At 67.9% G+C, this 16,820-nt stretch carries 15 protein-coding genes; 12 read left to right on the forward strand and 3 right to left on the reverse strand.

Annotated elements, in window-relative coordinates; translation table 11 throughout:
- Nucleotides 1–27 precede the first annotated feature (27 nt).
- The 8 genes from AC0662_RS08410 (at nt 28) to AC0662_RS08445 (ending at nt 9,867) form a co-directional block, all read left to right on the forward strand.
- Nucleotides 28–1,071 (forward strand): D-isomer specific 2-hydroxyacid dehydrogenase family protein, encoded by a 1,044-nt coding sequence (locus tag AC0662_RS08410; protein WP_452196645.1) that lies wholly within the window; start codon nt 28–30, stop codon nt 1,069–1,071.
- Entirely contained in the window at nt 1,062–2,099 is a 1,038-nt protein-coding gene (gene vanA / locus AC0662_RS08415) for a D-alanine--(R)-lactate ligase (protein WP_478299363.1), read from the forward strand. The genes AC0662_RS08410 and vanA overlap by 10 nt, the downstream gene beginning before the upstream one ends.
- Nucleotides 2,096–2,707 carry a D-Ala-D-Ala dipeptidase VanX gene (gene vanX / locus AC0662_RS08420; protein WP_452196647.1) on the forward strand — a complete coding sequence of 204 codons (612 nt, stop codon included), beginning with the start codon at nt 2,096–2,098 and terminating at the stop codon, nt 2,705–2,707. Before vanA ends, vanX begins: the two co-directional genes overlap by 4 nt.
- Nucleotides 2,704–2,940 (forward strand): hypothetical protein, encoded by a 237-nt coding sequence (locus AC0662_RS08425; RefSeq protein ID WP_452196648.1) that lies wholly within the window; start codon nt 2,704–2,706, stop codon nt 2,938–2,940. Before vanX ends, AC0662_RS08425 begins: the two co-directional genes overlap by 4 nt.
- 420 nt (nt 2,941–3,360) lie before the next feature.
- A complete protein-coding gene (locus tag AC0662_RS08430; protein ID WP_478299365.1) occupies nt 3,361–4,665 on the forward strand; it encodes a globin domain-containing protein in 1,305 nt (434 codons plus the stop codon).
- Complete coding sequence (locus AC0662_RS08435; protein ID WP_452196650.1) at nt 4,613–5,158, forward strand: DivIVA domain-containing protein; 546 nt, start codon at nt 4,613–4,615, stop codon at nt 5,156–5,158. The genes AC0662_RS08430 and AC0662_RS08435 overlap by 53 nt, the downstream gene beginning before the upstream one ends.
- Before the next feature lie 6 nt (nt 5,159–5,164).
- On the forward strand, nt 5,165–6,328 hold the full coding sequence (locus tag AC0662_RS08440; protein ID WP_478299367.1) for a nitric oxide synthase oxygenase: 1,164 nt from the start codon (nt 5,165–5,167) through the stop codon (nt 6,326–6,328).
- Nucleotides 6,329–6,480: 152 nt separating this feature from the next.
- The gene (locus tag AC0662_RS08445) at nt 6,481–9,867 is read left to right on the forward strand and encodes a beta-N-acetylglucosaminidase domain-containing protein (protein ID WP_478299369.1); all 3,387 of its coding nucleotides are present in this window, start codon (nt 6,481–6,483) and stop codon (nt 9,865–9,867) included.
- A gap of 6 nt (nt 9,868–9,873) precedes the next feature.
- Here the strand turns inward: AC0662_RS08445 and poxB are convergent, their stop codons facing one another.
- The 3 genes from poxB to AC0662_RS08460 are packed head-to-tail and all read right to left on the reverse strand — an operon-like array spanning nt 9,874 to nt 13,459.
- Nucleotides 9,874–11,610 (reverse strand): ubiquinone-dependent pyruvate dehydrogenase, encoded by a 1,737-nt coding sequence (gene poxB / locus AC0662_RS08450; RefSeq protein ID WP_478300207.1) that lies wholly within the window; start codon nt 11,608–11,610, stop codon nt 9,874–9,876.
- Between the two features lie 53 nt (nt 11,611–11,663).
- A complete protein-coding gene (locus AC0662_RS08455; protein WP_478299371.1) occupies nt 11,664–12,191 on the reverse strand; it encodes a hypothetical protein in 528 nt (175 codons plus the stop codon).
- Nucleotides 12,191–13,459, reverse strand: a complete 1,269-nt coding sequence (locus AC0662_RS08460; protein WP_452196655.1) for an acetamidase/formamidase family protein — start codon at nt 13,457–13,459, stop codon at nt 12,191–12,193. The genes AC0662_RS08455 and AC0662_RS08460 overlap by 1 nt, the downstream gene beginning before the upstream one ends.
- A 170-nt stretch (nt 13,460–13,629) precedes the next feature.
- On the opposite strand from AC0662_RS08460, the gene AC0662_RS08465 reads away from it, so the two are divergent.
- The 4 genes from AC0662_RS08465 to AC0662_RS08480 all read left to right on the forward strand — a co-directional run bounded on the left by AC0662_RS08465 (nt 13,630) and on the right by AC0662_RS08480 (nt 16,765).
- Nucleotides 13,630–14,199, forward strand: a complete 570-nt coding sequence (locus AC0662_RS08465; protein WP_478299373.1) for a peroxiredoxin family protein — start codon at nt 13,630–13,632, stop codon at nt 14,197–14,199.
- Between the two features lie 19 nt (nt 14,200–14,218).
- On the forward strand, nt 14,219–15,346 hold the full coding sequence (locus AC0662_RS08470) for an SLAC1 family transporter (RefSeq protein WP_478299375.1): 1,128 nt from the start codon (nt 14,219–14,221) through the stop codon (nt 15,344–15,346).
- 26 nt (nt 15,347–15,372) lie between these two features.
- Complete coding sequence (locus AC0662_RS08475) at nt 15,373–15,840, forward strand: cupin domain-containing protein (RefSeq protein ID WP_452196658.1); 468 nt, start codon at nt 15,373–15,375, stop codon at nt 15,838–15,840.
- Between the two features lie 214 nt (nt 15,841–16,054).
- A complete protein-coding gene (locus AC0662_RS08480) occupies nt 16,055–16,765 on the forward strand; it encodes a class I SAM-dependent methyltransferase (protein WP_478299377.1) in 711 nt (236 codons plus the stop codon).
- Nucleotides 16,766–16,820: the final 55 nt, after the last annotated feature.

The following is a 16,820-nucleotide window of genomic DNA, read 5'->3' on the forward strand; positions in this document are numbered from 1 at the left end:
CAACACCACACTGAATTGACTGGAGACATGAACTACAGCGAACCAGCACGATCGGGAACCGGCACCGCCGGATCGCTGGCGTCCTGGTGCTCCGCGGCCGTCCCGGAACGGGGAATCACGATCTACGGCTGCGAGCCCGACGAGGCCGCTTTGTTCCGGGAGTTGGCGCCGCGCTTTCGCGTCGTACCGACGCTCACCACGGCCGCCGTGTCCGAGGCGACCGTCGAACTGGCGATCGGGAACCGCTGCATCAGCATCGGCCACAAAACCCGGATCACCAACGCGACATTGCTCGCCCTCGGTCGGGCCGGGGTGGAATACATCTCGACGCGAAGCATCGGCTACAACCATCTCGACGTGAACTATGCAGTGAGTGTCGGCATCACCGTCGAGAACGTCGCGTATTCGCCGGACAGTGTCGCCGATTACACCTTGATGCTGATGTTGATGGCGGTCCGCAACGCGAAATCAATGCTTGATCGCGTGGCCGCTCAGGACTACCGACTGAGCACCGAACGCGGCAAGGACGTGCGCGATCTGACCGTCGGAGTCATCGGAACGGGACGCATCGGCGCCGCCGTACTGGACCGTTTGCGGGGTTTCGGCTGCCGGGTGCTCGCCTATGACAAGCACGCCAGAACGACCGCGGATTATGTGCCTCTCGAGGATCTGCTGGAACTCAGCGACATCATCACGCTGCATACGCCACTGACCGCGGACACTCACCATCTTCTCGACCGCCGGCGGATCAACCAATTGCGACGCGGCGCCTTTGTCATCAACACCGCACGTGGCGCACTCATCGACACCGACGCGCTGACCGCGGCTTTGGAGAGCGGCAGGTTGGGCGGCGCGGCCCTGGACGTCGTCGAAGGAGAGGAAGGAATCTTCTACTCCGACTGCAGGAATACCGCCATCGAAAGCGATCCCCTGGCGCGACTGCGGAAACTGCCGAACGTGATCATCAGCCCGCACACCGCCTATTACACCGACCGTGCGCTGCGCGACACCGTCGAGAACTCACTCGTCAACTGCCTGGAATTCGACAGAAGAAAGCTGGAATGGATATGAAGATCGGCATCATCTTCGGCGGCCGGTCCGAGGAACACCCCGTCTCGCTCAAGTCGGCGCAAATGATCGCCGCCGATCTCGACACCCGGAAGTACGAGCCGTTCTGGATCGGCATCACCACGAGCGGCGCCTGGATGCTCTGCGACGGCCCGTCCGCCGACTGGGAGAACGGCGAGTGCCGTCCCGCGGTGCTCTCACCCGACAGCACCGTACACGGGTTGCTCGTGCTCGACGAGGGCCGCAGTACGACGGTCCGCCTGGACGTCGTACTCCCGGTCCTGCACGGCACACTCGGCGAGGACGGCGCGATGCAGGGCCTGCTGGAACTCGCCGGCATCCCGTACGTCGGCTGCGACATCCAGAGCTCGGCCCTCTGCATGGACAAGTCACTGACGTACACGGTCGTCGCCGACGCAGGCATCGCGACACCGAAGTTCTGGACCGTCACGCCCGACGAGAAGGTCGATCTCGAGCAACTCAGCTACCCGGTCTTCGTGAAGCCGGCCCGTTCGGGGTCCACGTTCGGCGTCAGCAAGGTCGCCGACGAGTCGGAGCTCGCGAGCGCGATCGAGACCGCGCGGCAGTACGACTCGAAGGTGCTGATCGAGGAGGCCGTCGTCGGCAGCGAGGTCGGCTGCGCGGTCCTCGGGAACGAGGACGAGCTGACGCTCGGTGAGCTGGACCAGATCAACCTGACGCACGGCTTCTTCAAGATCCATCAGGAGCTCGATCCCGAGAGCGGCTCCGAGAACTCGACGGTGACCGTTCCCGCGCACATCTCCGCCGAGTCTCGCGCGCTCGTCCGGGAGACCGCGCAGGCGATCTACCGCGCCCTCGGTTGCCGAGGGCTGGCCCGCGTGGACATGTTCCTCAAGGACGACGGGACGGTGATGCTCAACGAGGTCAACACGTTCCCGGGCATGACGTCGTACAGCCGCTACCCGAGGATGATGGCGGCCGCCGGGGTGTCGTTGACCGAGCTGATCGACCGGATGGTGTCGCTGGCAGTGTCGCCGAGGGTCCGGTGAACGCCGACTTCGTCTTCGTGGACGAGTTCGTCAGCGGGATCCGCTGGGACGCGAAGTACGCCGTCTGGGACAACTTCACCGGGAAACCGGTGGACGGCTACCTGGCGAACCGGATCGTCGGCACGAAGGCGCTGTGCGTCGCGCTGGACGCGGCACGCGAGCAGGCCGAGACGCTCGGCTTCGGTCTGCTGCTCTGGGACGGCTATCGCCCGCAACGCGCCGTGGACCGGTTTCTGCGCTGGTCCCGGCAGCCGGAGGACGGCCGCACGAAGCGGCGGCACTATCCGAACATCGAGCGGACCGAGATGTTCGAGAAGGGGTACGTCGCCGCGAAGTCCGGCCACAGCCGCGGCAGCGCGGTCGACCTGACCCTCTACCACCTGGCCACTGGTGAGATCGCCCGCATGGGCGGCGACCACGACCTGATGGATTCCATCTCACACCACAACGCCCACGGCATCACACCGACCGAGGCCCGCAATCGCCAGCACCTCCGCACCGTCATGGAGTCCAACGGCTTCGACTCCTACGACTACGAGTGGTGGCACTACACGCTGAGAAACGAACCCTACCCCGACACCTACTTCGACTTCCCGATCACCCCATGAACATCCGACCGGCCCACGCCGCCGACGCCACGGCTGTCAACGAACTGTTGCGCCAGCTGGGCTATCCACAAGAAGGTACGGCGACCACGGCCGGCCGAATCCAGGACTGGAGTGACGACTCCGCCGGCGCGGCGTACGTGGCCGATGACGACGGCGACCTACTCGGCCTGATCGCAGTACACCTGACGTGGGTACGCCGACCAGCGCGGGATCTCCTCCCGATTTCTCCGTGACCTTGACACCCCGGAGGCACCGGCGTGGCGCTCTGACGAGACGGCACGTGGGTGATATAGGGCACTGTGTTGGCGACGCCAACAATCGTTTGAATGGTTGTTGGCGGGGCCAATGATTGTTACCAGCACGTCGCGTAGTGGGTTCATTGCGATGGGTCGCAATACGCTGTAGTAACAGGGGTTCCCGTGGTTCTGGGGAGTTATCCGAGACGATAGAGTCCGTGCGCCGGTTTCAAGCCGGTGGGCCGAGGGTAGGTCCGAGAGGCGCACGACAGACACAGACTCGGGGAACTGGAAATGGGAGGGAACCCTTGTCAACGCGGTACCCGTCGGCACCCGCCGATGCCAAGCAGTACGTGATGCCCCCTGACGGATCGTCGATTCCGGTCGAGGAGCGACCTCCCCGAGACGGATAGCGCCATGGATTCCTACGCCCTCCAACGCAGCTGGGACCAGGTAACGAAGCACGGGGACCAGGTCGCGCTGTATTTCTACTCACATCTGTTCGTGTCACATCCCGAGGTACGGGCGATGTTCCCGATCTCGATGTCGAACCAGCGAGACAAGTTCGTCAGCGCGCTCGGTCGGGTCGTCAGCCATGTCGACGAGATCGAGCGCGACGAGGCGTTCCTGCGACACCTCGGCCGCGACCACCGCAAGTACGCCGTCATCGCGGAGCACTACAACGTGGTCGGCGTGTCGTTGTGCGCAACCCTGAAACACTTTCTGGGGTCGGAGTGGGACGAGGACCTCGCCATGCAGTGGACGGCCGCGTACCAGGTGGTCGCCCGGATCATGGTCGAGGCGGCCGAGACGTCCTCGGACACGGGTCCCGGGTGGTGGGACGCCGACGTGGTCTCGGTCGAGCGGCGGACGATGGACCTGACCCTGCTCAGAGTCCAGCCCCGCAGTGCGTTCGATTTCCTTCCCGGCCAGTCGCTGTCGATGGAGATCCCGCAGCGCCCACGCATGTGGCGGTACTTCAGCCCGGCCAACGCCCCGCGCCGGGACGGCTCGATCGACCTGCACGTCCAGCAGATCGACGGCGGTCAGGTGAGCCCGACCGTGGTGCGGACCCTGCAGGTCGGCGACACCGTGAAGCTCGGGTCACCGGTCGGTGAGCGGCTGACGCGGCGCCCGGACGACCCGCGGGACCTGTTGATGGTCGCCGGCGGTACCGGACTCGCCCCGCTGCTCGCGGTCCTCGAAGAGATCGACAACCAGTGGCAGCGCACCCGGATGGCACCGCGGGTCCAGCTGCTGCACGGCGTACGGATGGCCTGGCACCTCTACGAACGGCCCCGGCTCCGGGAGCTGGCCGAGAAGCGGCCGTGGTTCGACTACACCGAGGTCGTGTCGGGAGACCCCTCCTACCCCGGCGCCCGCGGGAAGGTCGGCGCTGTCGCGGCCCGGCAGGCGCTGGACGGGCGGCTGGCGATGGTGTGCGGCGGCCCGCAGATGGTCGCGCACACGCTCGAACAGCTGTCCGCGGCCGGTATGCGCCCCGACAACATCCAGTACGAGAACTTCTACTACGCCGCCGCGGACGACCACACCGCCGGACCGGCGCTCTCAGGTCAGGAGACATCAAGTGACGCACAGCAGCCACCGACGCGACTCTCCGCGCTCCCAGACGCCCGACACGATCCGGGGTACGACCTTCCAGCGCCGGATGCGGGGCCTCGACGCGGGTCAGGTCTACGGATTCCTCGATCAGCTGGCTGACCAGGCACAGGCCGCGGAGCAGGAGCGAAAAACGGCCCAGCACGAGAAGGAACGCCTCGAGGTGGAACTGCAGCGCGTGCGGGGCGAACTGCAGCGCGTCCGGGGCGAGCTCGAGGAGTACGAGCAGGTCGGCGAGCGCGTGAACGAGCAGGTCGTCCAGCTGTTCAGCCAGGCGCAACTGGTGGCCGAGGAGATGGTCCAGGACGTCAGCCGGGACGCTCGCGAGCGGATCAGCCAGGCGCGCGCCCACGAGCGCCAGATCGTCGCGGAGGCGATGGACACCGCCGGGGAGCAGGTGCGGTCGTACGCACGCACGGCCCATGTGCAGATGCAGTCGCTCGTGGACTCGTTCGCCAGCGAGGTGGATCGGCTCGGGAGTTCGCCGGCGACCCCGGATCCGGCGTACCAGAAGGATCCGTTGTACGACGACCTGCACGACCGGCAGATCCGCTCCCGGCACGGGAGTGGACCGGAGTTTCCGGGCTCGGACTGATCGGCCGTGAGCCAGCCCGCCCCCGAACGTTGTCCCTGGAGCACCGAAATCCAGTCGGTCCGGACCAAGGCCACGGACTTCCTCGAACTCTTCCACGCGGAGAACCCCGACAGCGGTCCGGCCGCACCGCGGATCGCGGCGGTGATGCGCGAGATCGACCTGACCGGAACCTACTGGCACACCACCGCCGAGCTGGCGTTCGGCGCCCGGGTCGCCTGGCGGAACAACTCGCGCTGCATCGGCCGGCTGTATTGGCGCAGCCTGCGGGTGCGCGACCTGCGGACCGTCTCCGACGCCGGCGACGTGGCCGCGCACTGCTTCGACCATCTCCGCGCCGCACACAACGGCGGCAAGATCCGCCCGATGATCAGCGTGTTCGCCCCCGACACGCCGTTCCGGCCTGCCCCTAGGATCTGGAACGAACAGCTCATCCGGTACGCCGGATACGCGCAGCCGTCCGGACGCGTGATCGGGGACCCGCGCTACCAGTCGTTCACCGAGGAACTGATCCGGCGCGGATGGCAGCCGCCTGTCCTCACCGGCGACTTCGACGTCCTCCCGCTCGTGGTGGAGACCGTCGAGGACGGACCGCGGATGTTCCATCTCCCCGACGACGCGGTGCACGAGGTTCCGCTCGAGCACCCCGAACTGCCGTGGTTCGCCGGTCTCGGAGTCCGGTGGCACGCGGTGCCGGTGATCAGCAACAACACGCTGGAGATCGGCGGGGTGTCCTACCCGGCCGCGCCCTTCAACGGCTGGTACATGGGCACGGAGATCGGGGCCCGCAACCTCGCCGACAACGACCGCTACGCGTTGGTTCCGGAGGTCGCGGAACGGATGGGGCTGGACACCTCGGACGAGTCGACGTTGTGGCGCGACCGGGCGCTGGTCGAGATCAACCGTGCGGTCCTGCACTCGTACCAGGTCCACGGCGTGACCATCACCGACCATCACACCGAGTCCCGCCGGTTCCTCCTGCATCTCGAACGCGAGGAACGGGAGGGCCGCCAGTGCCCGGCCGACTGGAGCTGGATCGTGCCGCCGATGTCCGGCGCGCAGACCCCGGTCTTCCATCGGTACTACGACACCGAGGTCGACGGACCGAACTTCACCGCCGATCGCGAGACCACCCAGCGGGGACTACACGGCACCCCAACCGCATTTCGCTGACTCCCGCTGAAATTGCCTGGAGTTGACCGACCCGACGCCTTGACGAGCAGTTCTGCGCAGGGGCTAACTAGGGCGTGTCTTCCAATCCCGCGCAGTAGGCGGGGGATTGGAAGACACGCCCTCGCTGCACTCCCCCCGCCTGAGGAGACTCGATGCGCCTTCTCGTGTCCGCTGTCAGCCTGCTCGCCTTGGCCTGGCCCCTCGCACTGGTCGCGCCGGAAGCAACCGCCGTACCCGCGGCGAAGCCGGCCATCACTCCACAACCGCAGCAGGTCGTCGAACGCAGTGACGGCTTCCCGGTCACTCCCGTCGTCGGCCTCGTCCGTACGTCGCGCTCCGACGCGGACGCCGAGCGGGTCGTCCGCGAAGCGCTGAAGCGTGCCGGCGTGAAGACCGTCCAGACGACGGACGGCACTGATCCCGGTACGCCAACCACCATCTGGCTCGGCCGTTCCGCGCCCGTGTTGTCCGCGCTGCAGGTCAAGGACAGCACCGGGCTCCCCGCCGAGGGCTACGTGCTCGCCGCTGGACGCGATCGCAACGACCGCGCCCAGATCGTGCTCGACGGAGTCGACGGCGACGGCACGTTCTACGCCGCCCAGTCCCTCGCGCAGCTGGTGCAAGCGCGGCCGGGCCAGGACTGGATGCCCGGGATCGCCGTCCGGGACTGGCCGACGATGCGCTACCGCGGCTCGATCGAAGGCTTCTACGGTACGCCGTGGTCGAACGCCGACCGCCTCGATCACCTCAGCTACCTCGGCGCGCACCGGATGAACACCTACGAGTACGCACCGAAGGACGACCCGTACCACCGGGAGCGCTGGCGGGATGCTTATCCGGCCGACAAGCTCGCGCAACTCGGCGAGCTGGTGACCCGCGCCCGGCAGAACAAGGTCGACTTCACCTTCGCCCTCTCCCCCGGTCTGTCGATCTGCTACACCTCGGAGGCCGACTTCCAGGCCCTGATCGCGAAGTTCGAGTCGCTGTACGCACTGGGCGCCCGATCGTTCAACGTGCCGCTCGACGACATCGACTACAACACCTGGCACTGCGACGCGGACCGCGCGAAGTACGGCACCGGAGGCGCGGCCGCGGGCCGGGCGCAGAGCGATCTGCTCAACCGGGTGCAGCGCGAGTGGGTCGAGTCCAAGCCGGACGTCGCTCCGCTCCAGATGGTGCCGACCGAGTACTACAACGTCAGCGAAACGCCGTACAAGAAGGCGTTGCGCGAGCAGCTCGACAGCGATGTCGTCGTGCACTGGACCGGGATCGGCGTCGTACCGAAGACGATCACGGCGGCACAGGCGGCGCAGGCGAAGGCCGTGTTCGGCCACGACATCCTGATCTGGGACAACTACCCGGTCAACGACTACGCGGCGGGCCGGTTGCTGCTGGCGCCGTACACCGGCCGCGAAGCGGGGATCGCGGACAGCGTCGTCGGCGTGATCTCCAACCCGATGAACCAGGCGGCGGTGAGCAAGCTCGCGCTGTACTCGTTCGCCGAGTTCGGCTGGAACCCGGCGCGGTACGACGCGACGCCCGTCTGGCTGCGAGCGATCAGCGAACGCGCCGGCGGCGATCCGCGCACGATCGACGCGCTGCGGGTCTTCGCCGACCTCAACACCTACGACGGGACCCTGCACTCGGACAGCGCACCGGTCTTCGGCGCCGCGGTCGACGAGTTCTGGCAGCGGTGGCGCGCCGGCGAACGCACGCAAGCGATCGCCTTCCTGCAGCCGAAGGTCGCCGCGATCACCACCGCACCGGCGACGATCCGGGCCGGCGTCGCCGATCCGGCGTTCGGGGACGAAGCGGAATCGTGGCTCAAGGCAACCGAACTCTGGGGACAGGCGATGAGCCGCGCCCTCGACCTGCTGACTGCACTCGAGGCCGGCAACGGTCCGGCGGCCTGGACCGCGCGGCAGCAGATGACCGCACTCGTCACGCAGGCCAAGGCGATCCGGGACAGCCGCGCGCCGCACGACGGGACCTACCCGCGGATCGGTGAGCGGGTCGTCGACGAACTGATCGCGGAGACCGGCCGCGTGCACGACCGCTGGCTCGGCGTCACCCCGGGCAAGACCGCGACGACCAACCTGGGCACCTACCAGGACAATGTGCCGGCGCGCATGGTCGACGGCGACGCGAACACCTTTTACTGGAGCAACGGCAACCCCGGTCCTGGTTCGGAGATCCGGGTCGATCTCGGCTCGGCGGTCTCGATCGGCGCCATCGCCGTCCTGATGGGCAAGACGTCGAGCCCGAACGACTACATCCACTCGGGTGCACTGGAGTACTCCGTCGACGGTACGCGCTGGACCGAGCTCACCCGCGCGACCACCGCCGACGTACGGTTCACCGCTCCGGCGGGGACCACGGCGCGGTACGTGCGGTACCGGTCGTTGACCGCGAGCGACTTCTGGCTCGTGGTCCGCGAGTTCTCGGTCGAGACGATCGGCGGTACGACGACGACGCTGACCGCGAGCGGTACGCCGACGCCGGCCGCGGGCTCGTCGTACCAGCGGGCCGTGGACGGCAACGTGGAGACCGCGTATGTCCCTGCAACCGCACCGAACGCGGGCGATGCGTTGGTCGCGACGTTGTCGGCGCCGCGGGCGCTGGCTCGGCTGACAGTCCTGCAGCCGTCGTCCAGTGTGGGCTCCGCTGACATCGAGGTCCGGGTCGGCGGCGTGTGGCAGCGAGTCGGGAGCTTCTCGTCCGCGTACGCCGAGGTGCCGGTCGGCGATCTGCCGGCCGAGGCCGTACGCCTGGTGTGGAAGGGCGGCAGCCCCGCCGCCGTCGCCGAGCTCGTACCGCTGTGGACCGACACCCCGCAGGTCACGCTGCGCACGAGCGAGGATCGGACCGATGTGGTGCGCGGAGTGGCGTCGAGCTTCGTGATCGACGTCGCTGCAGGTCTGAGCAAGGACGTGACCGGGACTCTCCAGATCGCTCCTCCGGCCGGCTGGTCCGCCGCTCCAATCACGACCCCGATCGCGGTGCGGCGCGGCTTCACCCAGTCGGTCACCGTGAAGCTGACGCCGCCGGCCGACGCGGCTCTCGCCGACGTCGACATCCCGGCGACTCTGACCGGCAGCACCACGAGTAGCGCCGTACTCCGGGTCGCGGTCCGCCCGCGCACCTCGGACACCAACAGCGCACTGCACCGCCCGGTCGTTGCCTCAAGCACCGAACCCGGTACGTCCTTCACCGCGGACCTGGCCGTCGACGGCAACGCCGGCACCCGCTGGGCGTCGGGGTACGACGACGCGTCCTGGCTCCAGATCGACCTCGGCTCGCCCACCCGCCTCGGCAAGGTCGTGCTCCGCTGGGAGACCGCCTACGGTTCCGCCTACAAGATCCAGGTCTCCGACGACGCGAACACCTGGACCACGGCCGCCGAGGTCACCAACGGCGACGGCGGCACCGACACCGTCTGGCTCGATGCCGCCGGACGCTATGTCCGCGTCCAGGGCGTCCACCGCGCAACGCAGTACGGCTACTCGCTCTACGAAGCGGAGGTCTACCCGGCGGTGTGAACCGGGCTACTCGTGGGCGAGTTGCCGCAGGTTGGTGCGGGCGACCTCGAGCACTGCGCTGGCGTCGCCGTTCAGCACGCTGCGGGTCGCCCAGAGCGTGAAACCGGCGGCCTGGTTCAGCGCGATGCGCGGCGGGATGGCCACCTCGTGGCGCAGGGTGTGGACGTCGACCAGCGCGGGACCAGGATGGGCGAACGCCTTCTGCAGCGCGTCGTCCAGTTGGGTCGCGTCATCGACGCGGAGGCCGTGCACGCCGACGGCCTCCGCCACCGCCGCGAAGTCCGGGTTGTCGAGGTCCGTGCCGAAGTTGACGATGCCGTCGGCCTTCATCTCCAGCTCGACGAAGCCGAGCGCACCGTTGTTCAGCATCACGACCTTCACCGGCAGTCCGAGCTGACGCAACGTCAGCAGCTCGCCCATCAACATGGCCAGCCCGCCGTCGCCGGAGAACGCGACGACCTGTCGCTGCGGGAAGGCGGACTGAACACCGATCGCCTGCGGTAACGCGTTCGCCATCGTGCCGTGGGTGAACGAACCGATCAGCCGGCGCCGACCGTTCATCCGGAAGTACCGCGCGGCCCACAAGGTCGGCGTACCGACGTCTGGAATCAGTACGGCGTCGTCCGCGGCCAACCGGTCGATCGCCGTCGCGACCGTCTCGGGATGCAGCGCGCCGCGTCGCCGGCCCGGTTCGGCCAGCTTGTCGAAGCGGCTGCGGGTCCGCTGGTAGTGCGCGGTCATGGTCTTCAGGTGCTCACCGTCCGAGTGTTCCGCGAGCAGTGGCAGCAGCGCCTGCACGGTGTCCTTCACCGTTCCCACCAGCGGTACGTCGACCGGCGTACGGCGGCCGATGTTCTCACCGCGGACGTCGACCTGGACGATGTGCGCGTGCTCCGGGTAGAACGGGCGATACGGGAAGTCGGTGCCGAGCATCAGCAACGCATCGCAGTGCTCCATCGCGCGATAGCCGGACACGAACCCGAGCAGGCCCGTCATGCCGACGTCGTACGGGTTGTCGTACTCGACGAACTCCTTGCCTCGCAGGGCATGCACGACCGGGGCCTTCAACCGCTCGGCGATCGCGACCACGTCGTCGTGTGCACCCGCGCAGCCCGCGCCGGCCAGAATCGTGACCGCCTTCGCGTCGTTCAGAACGCCCGCGGCATTGGCCAGGTCGTCGTCAGCAGGAAGCACCCGAGCCGAGGCCGCCCAGACGGGGTGCACAGTGTTCTCCGGAGCGTAGGCCTTGAACACCTCACCCGGTACGACGACCACCGCCACGCCACGCCGCTCGACAGCAGAGCGCATCGCCACGCGCAGGATCCGCGGAAACTGTTCGGCAGCGCTCACCAACTCGACGTACACACTGCACTCGCGGAACAACTCCTGGGGATGAGTCTCCTGGAAGTACCCGCTGCCGATCTCTGCCAACGGGATGTGCGCGGCAATGGCCAGCACGGGCACGCGGCTGCGTTGCGCGTCGAAGAGCCCGTTGATCAGGTGCAGGTTCCCCGGCCCGCAACTCGCCGCGCAGACCGCCAGCTCGCCGGTCGTCGCGGCCTCGCCGGCGGCCGCCAACGCTGCCGCCTCCTCGTGCCGGACGTGCTGCCAGTCCAGCTCACCGTCGCGTCGCAGCGCGTCGGTGAGTCCGTTGAGCGAATCGCCGGGCAACCCGTAGACGCGCCGAACACCGGACGCCTTGAGGGTCGCGACCAGCAGATCGGCCACCGTCCTCCGACGCATCCCGAGCAGACCGGAACCCCGCACGGGCTGGTGCTGGGCGGTCGGGTCCTGAGTCATCGCCGGAGCCTCCTGGCGAGTGTCGCGAGTTTGAAAGCGGCCGCCGTACCCAGTCCGTAGCCGAGGTGCGCGCCGAGGTCCTTCGCGAGGATCTTCGGGCTGTACTTCCAGATCGGCTGGTACAACTTCGCGGCCGGGAGTACGACGTACCCGGTCCCCCACACGGTCGCGCCGAACGGGGCGCCGTACCAGATCCGTGGTTTCGGGGCGGAGCCGGCGACCACGCCGTACGCCGCGCCGTTGCCGATCCCGTATGCCCAGTGGGTGATGTTGTTGACCAGCGCCGCCCGGTGGTCGGGCAGCTCACGATCGAAGAGGCCTTCGTACAGGCGCTTGCCCACCAGCGCGGGCGCCGGAGCCTGTTCCCAGCTCTCGATGTCGCTGGAGAACTCCCAGCGGGTGAACTCGCTCTTGCCGCCGCCTTGGCGATATTCGGCGTACAGCACCAGGTCCATGACCAGGGTGCCGACGGTGCCGGCGAAGAGCCCGCCGACGACTGCTCCCAAGGGCGTGATGCTTTTCATCAGGCCGCTCCTTCGAAGATTCCCCGCGGCAAGGTCATCGAGACCAGCCAGTTCGGGAGGTCCACCACCTCGTTGATCTTCAGGTCGCCGGCGACACTGCACAGCGCGTACGCCTCGTGCATGCTGACGCCCTGGTCGGTGACCAGCCAGTCGATCATGTCGCGGACGGCGTTCTTGGCGTTCTCCATCAGATCCGGGCCGGCGCCGGTCGTCACGTAGTACCCCAGTGCCGCCATCTCCGTGGACAACCGAAGCTGAGTCGGGTCTGCCGCCGGGACGATCGCTCGTGGAGCACCGATGACGGTGTTCTTGACGACCTGGAACCGCAGGGTCGCCGACATCAACGTCTCGATGGCGGTCCCGGAGATCTCGCCGTCGCCCTGGGCCATGTGCCCGTCGCCGGCCGAGAAGAGCGCGCCCTCGGCGTACACCGGGAGCTGCAGCCGCGAGCCCGGCGTGATCTGCCGGACGTCGATGTTGCCGCCCATCCCGCCGCTGAAGCTGGGCGGAAACGTCCGGTACATGCCCTTCCGCATCGGCGCGTTACCCATGATGCCGAGGAACGGCGCGATCGGGATCCGGGCCCGCGTACCGGTGTCCGAGCCGACGAAGGTCGCGGCCCCGGTCGACTGCCCACGCTCGAAGTGGAACAGCTGCACGTACGCCGCCCCGCTGCCGAACGGCTGCCCCTCGGGAAGGGCCGACGGCACCGCCCCGGGACTCGGATCGCTGAGCTGCGATGCCTCGAGCCAAGGAGCGAAACCGGCCAGACTCTCCGGGCGCAGCGTCCCGAACAGCCCGAGCGCGGGACTGACGGTCGTGTAGCCGAAGTCGACCAGCGGGCTGACGTCGAGCACCTCGACCTCGAGGATGTCGCCCGGCTCGGCGCCCTCGATGTAGACCGGGCCGGTGAGGGGGTGGATCCGGCCGAGATCGAGCGTCATCGTGCCTTCCGGCGTGATGGTTCGCGCCTGGTCGCCGATGTCCAGGGCGTCGCGGCAGAGCAGCTGGATCTCCTCACCGGGGCGGACCGTCACGGCCGGCTCGAGGTCGCGGTTCCAGCGGTTGTGCAGGACCCGGCCGTACCCGTCGAGGATCCGATCGCCGCGGGGAGCCGCCAGCGTGTCCGGCGTACCCGATCCGGCGACTTCGACCGCGCCCAGCCCGCCGGCGTCCGCCAGCTGCGCGAAACTCTGGGCCGCCTCCGGACCGACTCCTGCCTGAACGTGCAGCGAGTCGCTGGCCGTGGCCGAGTGAGCGAAACACATGGGCTGTTCTCCTCCCAGGGCAGAGGACCGCGATGTGCCACCGACGATGCTCCGCGCGACCTCCCGGCCACACCCGGGTGACTCCCTGGTCCGGTCGACCGGTGATCCCGGGTCCGCACCAGGGAGTCGACCACGGGCCGTCGCGGTCGACCGGGTCTACCGTGAGGCTCATGCGACCTGACATCGTGCCGGGTGCGACCTTCCCGGACTTTCAGCTGCCTGACCAGGACGACGTACCGCGCAAGCTGAGCGACCTGCAGGGCGACGACCCGATGATCCTCACGCTGGCCCGCGGGCACTACTGCCCGAAGGAGCACCAGCAGCACCTCGAGCTCGCGGCGTTCTACCCGAAGATCGCGGTCAGCTACACGCAGATCGTGACGATCGCGACCGACGAGCACCACACGCTGCAGGAGTTCCGGGCCTCGGTCGGGGCCCAGTGGCCGTTCCTGTCCGACCCCGGGCGGATCGTGCAGCGCGACCTCGACATCCAGGAGTACACCGATCCCGACAACGACCCGATGATCCCGTACACGATCGTCCTGAAACCGGGGCTCGTGGTGCACAGCATCTACAACGGCTACTGGTTCTGGGGGCGCCCGTCGATCGCCGACCTCTGGCGCGACCTCCGCGCGGCGAGCAGCGAAGTACGCCCGGACTGGGACCTCAGCACCCCCGGCCTCCGGGAGGCGTGGGAGTCCGGCGACCACAGCCCCTTCCACGGCTGGAACAAGGAGTAATCCCAGAAGGACGTGCGTGGTGAGCACTGACAATGCCCGGCTGACGGCCTTCCGCTACGTCGGCCCGAACTGGTACGCCGTGGTCATGGGAACGGCCATCATTCCCGGCGCGGGGGTGATGCTGCCGCACCAGTTCCCCGGCGCGTTGCAGGTCTGGCAGGTCTTCACCGTCTTGGCCTTCGTCGAGCTCCTGGCCGTGGTGATCGCGCGCTGCATCCATTGGTACGTCCACACCGACCAGGCGCGCGCGGACCTCCTCGACCCGACGGTCGCACCGTTCTACGCGTGCGTGTCACTGGCCTTCCTCGCCACCGGCCTGGTCTGCTACACCGTCGGGCACACGTTCCTCCCGGACAGCCTGGCGATCGGGCTCAGCGCGACGTTGTGGACGATCGGCACCGTCGTGGGTCTCGAGTGCGCAGTGGGACTGACGCTGTTGATGATCATCAAGCAGGACCTGAGCATCGTCGGCCAGTCCCCCGCCTGGCTCCTGCCGCCGACCGGAACCATGGTCTCGGCCGCGTTCGCCCTGCCGCTTCTCCAGCACCAGTCCGCCGGCCAGGGCAAGGCGCTGTTCGTCGTGTGCCTGTACGCGATGTTCGGCCTCGACCTGATCATGACGCTCGTGGTCCTGCCGCTCGTGATGCAGCGATTGTTCGTCCACGGGCCGCTGCCGATCCAGCTGACGCCGCTGCTGTTCATCGCCATCGCCCCGTTCGGGCAAGCCGTCAACGCCCTCGGGAACCTGGGCGACCAGGCGACCAATGCGGGTCTCCCCGCCCCGTTCGACACCGGTCTGCAAACCCTGTCCGTCGTCGCCGGCGTACCGATCATGGGCTTCACCTTGTTGTGGGCAGCCGTCTGCGTGGCCATGCTCGTCCGGGCCTTCGGCAAGGGCCTGACGTTCTCCATGGCCTGGTGGGCAACACCGTTTTCCTGGGGCACCATCGTCACCGGCATGGCCGTCATCAGCCGCCATACCGGGATCGAAGCGCTCAGCTGGTTCACAGTCGTCTGCTACGCCGGTCTCTGCGCCCTGTTCCTCTACGCCTGGCCGCAAACCCTCCGCGCTCTCCTCAACCGCAACCTCCCCGCCGCCGCACCAACCCAGCTGAAGCCCGTGACCAACGCCGACGCCCCGGCGTGAGCGGGCTCCAACCGTAGGAGGCACCCATGGAAGCCCAGAACCCCGCCCTGGTCGTGCAACCCGGCTCCGCCACCGGAGCATCGCTCTCGGACGGCGCCTTCGAACTGCTCGCCGACGGCGGTGCGGTCAGCGCGAGCCGGCTCACGTTGACCACCGGCGCCGACGGTGCACCGCCGCACCACCACAAGCTCTCGCACGAAGTCTTCTACGTGCTGGACGGGACCATGCTCTTCCGTCTCGGCGAGACCCTGACCACCGTCGGCAAGGGCGGGCTCGTCATCGTCCCGCCCGGACTGGTGCATGTCTTCGGTGCGGCCCACGGCGAGGTCGCCGACGTGTTCGTCGTACTCAGCCCTGGTATCGAACGCTTCGGGTACGTCGAGCAGCTCGCCGCGATCAGCCGTGGTGAAGCAGAGTTCCCGTCCCTGATCCCCGAACGGGACCGGTACGACGTGCACTTCGCGGACCTCCCCGACGGGCGATCGCCCGGCTGACCCACTTGCAGGTACTCCTGGCAGCTTTCGGTCCCGTTGCTGCTCTCGATGTGGGTCTTGCATCAACTATGGATGTTAGTACTATCCTGCATCGTAGACAGCTGGCTTGCTGCGGTGGGGACTGGACGGTGGGCCAGGGGGGTGCGGCCGAGGCCGCTGTTTTCTAGGGGGCGTTATGTCGTTATTGGCGAGTGCACGGACCGGGGTGAATCGAGTGCTCCGGCCGGCGGGGGTACAACTCGTTCGGGGGTACAGCAGCGATCCGGCGGTCGGGGCGTTCCTGCCCGCACGGAAGACGATCGCGGCGGCAGACAAGGCCGGAGTGTCGGTCGGCGACTACCTCGATGCGTTCAGCGCCGAGCCCGGTTCGACGGCCGAGACCGTCGCCGCGATGCTCCGGCTCGGGCAGCTCGAGAGCGGGATCGGCCGGGTCTGCGAGATCGGTGCCGGCTCGGGCCGGTACCTGACCAGGGTGATGGACGCGCTGCAACCTGACGCGTACGAGGTGTATGAAACAGCGCCTGACTGGGTGCGGTACCTGCGCCAACTCCGGCCGCAGCTCATCATCAGGCCGACCAACGGTCACTCGCTGGACGCGACGACATCCGCGTCGGTCGACCTGGTGCATGCACACAAGGTGTTCGTCTACCTCCCCTTCGTCGTCTCCTTCGGCTACATCGCGGAGATGGCCCGGGTCGTCCGGCCGGGTGGCGTCGTCGCGTTCGACGTGATCACCGAGGAATGCCTGAACGACGTGGTGACGAAGACCTGGCTCGACGAGCCGTCGCGTGCGAACATCTATCAACTGACACCGCGCGACTGGGTGGTGGAGTTCCTGGGCCGGCGCGGCCTGGAGCTGGTCGGCAGCGAGTTCGTGCCGTTGAGCGACGGCCGGACCGAACTGCTGGTCTTCCGCACCAAGTGAGCCGTACGGCCGGGGTCAGCGCGGGGTGACACAACGGGGATGACAGCGAGACCGG

This window comes from Kribbella sp. NPDC043289, assembly GCF_056436705.1.

Coding starts and splice junctions, on each gene's coding strand:
- AC0662_RS08410 (WP_452196645.1), top strand. CDS start 28: ATGAACTACAGCGAACCAGCACGATCGGGAACCGGCACCGCCGGATCG.
- vanA (WP_478299363.1), top strand. CDS start 1,062: ATGGATATGAAGATCGGCATCATCTTCGGCGGCCGGTCCGAGGAACAC.
- AC0662_RS08425 (WP_452196648.1), top strand. CDS start 2,704: ATGAACATCCGACCGGCCCACGCCGCCGACGCCACGGCTGTCAACGAA.
- AC0662_RS08430 (WP_478299365.1), top strand. CDS start 3,361: ATGGATTCCTACGCCCTCCAACGCAGCTGGGACCAGGTAACGAAGCAC.
- AC0662_RS08435 (WP_452196650.1), top strand. CDS start 4,613: ATGCGGGGCCTCGACGCGGGTCAGGTCTACGGATTCCTCGATCAGCTG.
- AC0662_RS08445 (WP_478299369.1), top strand. CDS start 6,481: ATGCGCCTTCTCGTGTCCGCTGTCAGCCTGCTCGCCTTGGCCTGGCCC.
- poxB (WP_478300207.1), bottom strand. CDS start 11,610: ATGCGTCGGAGGACGGTGGCCGATCTGCTGGTCGCGACCCTCAAGGCG.
- AC0662_RS08455 (WP_478299371.1), bottom strand. CDS start 12,191: ATGAAAAGCATCACGCCCTTGGGAGCAGTCGTCGGCGGGCTCTTCGCC.
- AC0662_RS08460 (WP_452196655.1), bottom strand. CDS start 13,459: ATGTGTTTCGCTCACTCGGCCACGGCCAGCGACTCGCTGCACGTTCAG.
- AC0662_RS08465 (WP_478299373.1), top strand. CDS start 13,630: ATGCGACCTGACATCGTGCCGGGTGCGACCTTCCCGGACTTTCAGCTG.
- AC0662_RS08475 (WP_452196658.1), top strand. CDS start 15,373: ATGGAAGCCCAGAACCCCGCCCTGGTCGTGCAACCCGGCTCCGCCACC.